The sequence below is a fragment of the Cardiobacterium sp. genome (assembly GCF_057314735.1).
The window spans coordinates 1-5,111 of the sequence record NZ_DBHKZK010000045.1 but is presented as its reverse complement, the minus strand read 5'-3'; the positions used below and the strand labels follow the sequence as shown (position 1 = coordinate 5,111).

Sequence of the window (5,111 nt, the reverse complement as noted above, 5' to 3'; positions counted from 1 at the left end):
GTACAACCGCGTACTGTCTTCGGCGACGCGCCTTGTCTGAAACTTTCGGTGGACGGCTATATATGATGTCAACCAAACAGGCCACCCGCCTCAGTACCCACCCTGCGGATTTTGAACGCGCGGATGCGGGACTATCTTGCAAGTCTTGAACAAACGGAGGAATTCACGCCGCAAACCGCATAATTACCGAGTTTGGTTTCCCCAACCGACGGGTTGGGGAACACAGTTGACTCAACCGTTGTGCGATTTGCTGACCGATCGTAGGGTGGGGCTTGCCCCACCATCATGAAAGGTTCGGCATTGAAGTGTTGCATGGACATCGAGGTATGCAGGCGAACCCCACCATTGACACAACCAACCCACCATTGTTTGCACCGCCGTTATAATTCCGGCCTCACCCCAACCGGAGCAAAACATGAACATCCTCCTCATCAACGGCGGCAAAGCCTTTGGCGCATCTGCAGGCCGCCTCAACCACACCCTGCACGCCCACGCGCGCGACGTCCTCACTGCCCTCGGCCACTCCATCCAGGAAACCGTCATTGACGACGGCTACGATGCCGCCGCCGAAGTGGAAAAATTCCTGTGGATGGACGCCGTCATCTGGCAAATGCCCGGCTGGTGGATGGGAGAGCCGTGGATTGTCAAAGAGTACATTGACCACGTCTTTTCCGCCGGATTCGGCAAACTGTTTGCCAGTGATGGCCGCCATAGCGCCACCCCGACCGAAGGCTACGGCACCGGCGGCCTGCTGCACGGCAAGCGCCATATGCTTTCGCTCACCTGGAACGCGCCGGTTGAGGCCTTTACCCGCCCCGGCGATTTTTTCGACGGTGCGGGGGTGGACGCGGTTTACCTGCATTTCCACAAGGCGAACGAATTTCTCGGCATCCAGCCGCTGCCGACTTTCATCTGTAACGATGTCGTGAAAAACCCGCAGGTGGCGCGCTTCCTCGCCGATTACCGCGCCCATTTGCAGCGCGTCTTCCCTGCCTGAAATTGCAAAATAAAGGATTTCTTTATGCAGACAAACCGCAACTGGGCGGCAACCCTTTGTGCAGCACTCAACCGCCCTGAACTGGAAATCAGGGCGGTAACGAATGACGCCGCATACGACTATCTGCCACAAGATGAAGCGACCCTGCTCGCCCTGAATGAACTGTATATTTGCAAACGCTTTCTCGAATATCAGGATGACCGCGTCATCGCCATTCCTGCAGCATTGGCAAAATTGCAAAACCTGCGCACGCTCACCATCAACCGTTGCAAATTGCCCACTATTCCGGCAGCCATTTTCCAGCTTGTCGCCCTGCGGGAATTAACCCTGGTATTTGACCAACTGGAAAGTATTCCGGCAGAAATCGGACAGCTCAAACATCTGGAAATACTGACGCTGCACGCAAACCATCTCAATACCCTGCCTGCAGAAATCGGCAAACTGGCACAATTGAAAACGCTTGGGCTGGATGATAACCGGCTGACTTCCCTCCCACCCGAAATTGGAGCATTGAATAAACTGCAACAGCTCGCTTTGGGGGGAAACAACGGTCTGAGCGAAATACCCGCAGGCGTGTTCCAACTCAAAAATCTGCAATATCTCGAGCTTGTCGGCAATCAGTGCATACACACGCTACCTGAAAAGATGGGCAGATTTGAAAAGCTGCAAACACTCAGGCTGGGAATGCGCCATCTTGCTGCGTTGCCGGAAAGTATTGGTGAACTCTCCAGCCTGCAAGAGCTGTATCTCTCGTCTGATGAAATCACCCACCTGCCCGCTGCCATCGGACGACTCTCCAATCTGCAAAAACTTGAACTGCGCTGCAGGGAAATGGAAACACTGCCTGCCATCATCGGGCAATTAACCCGCTTGCAGCATCTGGCAATCACCCCGGAGTATTATGAATCCGACCGCCTCAAACTCAAATCATTGCCTGCGGCAATCGGCAACCTGGCAGATTTGCAAACGCTGACGATTAAAGGCAGCAGGCTGTCTTCCCTGCCGCCGGAAATCGGCAATCTGACGCAACTGCGGGCGCTGCACCTCGGCAACAATGCCGCCATTACCGCATTACCGCCAGAAATCGGGTGCCTGAAAAATCTGCAAATACTGGATGTGGAAGGCAACGGGCTGACGTCGCTGCCCGCAGAAACCGGCGCATTGCAAAAGCTGACATCACTCAATCTTTCCGGCAACCAACTGGCAGAAGTGCCGCCTGTACTCTGGCAATTGCGCAATCTGCAAGAATTGTTCCTGGACGATAACCGCTTCGATACCCTGCCCGCTGAAATCGGCGGTTTGCAGGAATTGACCCTGCTGGAATTGAACAAAAGCAAATTATCCCGCCTGCCCGCCGAAATCGGCAAACTCCACAAGCTGAAAGTCTTGTCTTTGCAACGTAATTTTCTCACCCGGCTGCCACCAGAAATGGCAGCGCTCAAGCATTTGCAACAACTCACCCTGTCTGACAACAGATTCGAGTCATTCCCTGCCGAAATATTGCACCTTGAATCGCTGGAGGAATTATCCCTGGGCAGAAACCGCCTTACCGCGCTACCGGATGATTTTGACCGCCTTGCCCGTTTGCGCAAACTTTTTATGGGAAGTTGTCATCTGACGGCACTGCCAGCGTGCTTTGGCAATCTGCACGAGTTGCAAATCCTTGATCTGCATTACAACGAGCTTGCCGCTTTACCTGAAAGCATCGGCGGTTTGCAAAAATTGAGAACACTAGATGCCAGTAATAACCCGATTGCCTGCCTGCCGTCCGCCATTGGTGAATTGACGCAACTGGAGGAACTGGAATTGCGGCATGGCGCGCTTGCCACCTTGCCTGCCACTATCGGCAAGCTGAAAAATCTGCGCTATTTATATCTGGAAGACAACAAAATTACGGCATTGCCGGAATCCGTCGGCGACTTGCAACGCCTGAACACGCTGGAGCTCAAAAACAATCTGCTGCAAACCCTGCCTGCCAGTATTGCAGGATTATCCATGCTGGATACGCTGTATCTGGAAAACAACCGGCTGAACAGTCTCCCGCCACAAACAGGTGCCATGCCCCGGCTGAAATACTTGCAATTGAACCAGAATCTGCTGGAGACCGTTCCCGCAACATTGGCGCAAGCGCCCATGCTGGAGTCGCTGGATCTGGAAGACAATCCCTTGCGTTATTTGCCGGATGCACTGCAAGCTGCACACCGCGAGCGGTCGGGCAAACTGAAAATCTATGGTAATGATGCTACCCGCAAACATTTCACGGGCAATTTCCGCTTTGATCCGCACCCGCGTCCGATATGGTGGGATTTTCGCTGAAGTCTTGAAAAAACCGCCGTCAGGCGGTTTTTTCTTGCCAGCGCCATTGTGTCCAGGCGAACAGCGCCGTGCCGGCCGCGCCGAGCAGCGCGCCGCTGATGCCAATCAGCGCCAGGCCGCCGTGTTGCATCACCTGTTGCCCGATGAGCGCGCCGCCGCCGATGCCGATGTTGTAGATGCCGGAGAAGATGGCGGTGGCGACGTCGGTCGCGTCCGGCGCGAGGTGCAGCACCCGCACCATCAGGCAGAGACTGATGCCGGAGATGCCGATGCCCCAGCAGAAAACGAGCGCGTACAGCGTCGCAGGAGTTCCGCCGAGCGGGCGCAACAGCAGCAGCGCGGCGAGCAGCAGCGCGATGGCGCAGGCGAGGAAGGCGGTTGGCAGGCGGGCGTGGTAGCGGGCAAAGAGGACGCTGGCAGTCATGCCGGAGAGGCCGAACACCAGCAGCAGCGCGGTGGTTGCCCCTTCGCTGAGGTGGCTGAAGTGGCGGGCGAAGGGTTCGATGTAGCTGTAGGCGGTGAAATGCGCGGCGACGATGAGCGCGGTGAAGGCGTAGAGGCCGAGCAGGCGCGGGCGGCGTGCCAGTTGCGGCAGACTGCGCAGGGAGCCGGCGTTGCGGCTGGGCAGGCGCGGCAAGAGCGCGTAAACGGCGACCATCACCGCCGCCGCGACGAGGGCAATCAGGGCGAAGGTCGCGCGCCAGCCGAAGGCCTGGCCGACGAGGCGTCCCAACGGCAGGCCGAGGATGGTTGCCATCGCGCTGCCCATCGCCACCCAGCCGATGGCCTGTTGTGCCTTGCCGGGCGGGGCGAGGCGCATCGCCAGCGCCGAGGTGATTGCCCAGAAGACGGCGTGTGCCAGCGCCACTCCCGCGCGGGCGGCGAGCAGCAGGGCGAAGTTCCAGGCAAGCGCGGTGGCGATGTGGCTTACGATAAAGAGGGCAAAGAGGGCAAGCAGCAGACCGCGCCGTTCGCGCCGCGCGACGAGCAGCATACAGGGCAGCGAGGCGAGCGAGACGATCCAGGCGTACACGGTCATCATTACCCCGGTCGCGGCGGCGCTCATGGAAAATCCGGCGCCGATGTCGGTGAGCAGCGCGATGGGGATAAATTCGGTGGTGTTGAAGACGAAGGCGGCGACGGCAAGGGTCAGCACGCGCAGCCAGGCGAGGCGGTGGGCGGTGGTGTGCAGGGTTTTCATCAATGGAAAAGGCCGGGGTGTCCGGCCTGTATGTGGGGTGGGTGGATTGTGTCAGTGCAGGATGCGCTTGACCAGGTTTTCTATCGGCGCGACGAGGTAGGTGTCGCGCCAGATTTTTTCGCGCGCCGCCCAGCAGATGAGCCAGAGGGCGATGAAGAAGATGAAATGCGCACGGGCGACGGTAAGCCAGACGGTGAGGCTGATTGCCCACGCCCAGGGATAGTTGGCGTAGTAACGCGGGATGATGATGCAAACCGCGAGGAAGGCGATGATGAGGATGGCGTACATGGGGGACTCCGGTTGTAAAAACGGCGCAAGGATAGCGCTTGTCAGGGTTTTGCGCCAGCGGGGCGGTCGCTGGCGCGGCTGGTTGGCGCCAGACCCCACCGCACTTTGGCAACAAGCCTCTTTCCAAACCGGACAAAGGTATGCGTTTTTTGGAACTTTGTCCTATACGCCCCGGATTCAATTATAGCCATCCACCGAAAATTTCAGACAAGGCGCGTCGCCGAAGACAGTACGCTTTTGTACGGCGCGGGTTTCCCTAGGGCCTGTTGACACACATAATTTCCTGATAACATTGTCCCATGAGAAGCA

4 protein-coding genes are annotated in these 5,111 nt (G+C 57.6%); 2 read left to right on the top strand and 2 right to left on the bottom strand.

The features are described 5' to 3' along the window. Positions 1-415 precede the first annotated feature (415 nt). Complete coding sequence (locus tag ACO54Z_RS05290) at positions 416-997, top strand: NAD(P)H-dependent oxidoreductase (protein WP_485996078.1); 582 nt, start codon at positions 416-418, stop codon at positions 995-997. Positions 998-1,231: 234 nt separating this feature from the next. Continuing rightward, on the top strand, positions 1,232-3,313 hold the full coding sequence (locus tag ACO54Z_RS05285) for a leucine-rich repeat domain-containing protein (RefSeq protein ID WP_485996077.1): 2,082 nt from the start codon (positions 1,232-1,234) through the stop codon (positions 3,311-3,313). A gap of 19 nt (positions 3,314-3,332) precedes the next feature. Here ACO54Z_RS05285 and ACO54Z_RS05280 read toward each other — a convergent pair whose 3' ends face one another. Both ACO54Z_RS05280 and ACO54Z_RS05275 read right to left on the bottom strand, forming a co-directional pair. Further along, the gene (locus ACO54Z_RS05280; protein WP_485996076.1) at positions 3,333-4,514 is read right to left on the bottom strand and encodes a sugar transporter; all 1,182 of its coding nucleotides are present in this window, start codon (positions 4,512-4,514) and stop codon (positions 3,333-3,335) included. Between the two features lie 51 nt (positions 4,515-4,565). Then, positions 4,566-4,802, bottom strand: coding sequence for a hypothetical protein (locus ACO54Z_RS05275; protein ID WP_298078798.1), 237 nt, complete (start codon positions 4,800-4,802; stop codon positions 4,566-4,568). Positions 4,803-5,111 lie beyond the last annotated feature (309 nt).

Coding starts and splice junctions, on each gene's coding strand:
- ACO54Z_RS05290 (WP_485996078.1), top strand. CDS start 416: ATGAACATCCTCCTCATCAACGGCGGCAAAGCCTTTGGCGCATCTGCA.
- ACO54Z_RS05275 (WP_298078798.1), bottom strand. CDS start 4,802: ATGTACGCCATCCTCATCATCGCCTTCCTCGCGGTTTGCATCATCATC.
- ACO54Z_RS05280 (WP_485996076.1), bottom strand. CDS start 4,514: ATGAAAACCCTGCACACCACCGCCCACCGCCTCGCCTGGCTGCGCGTG.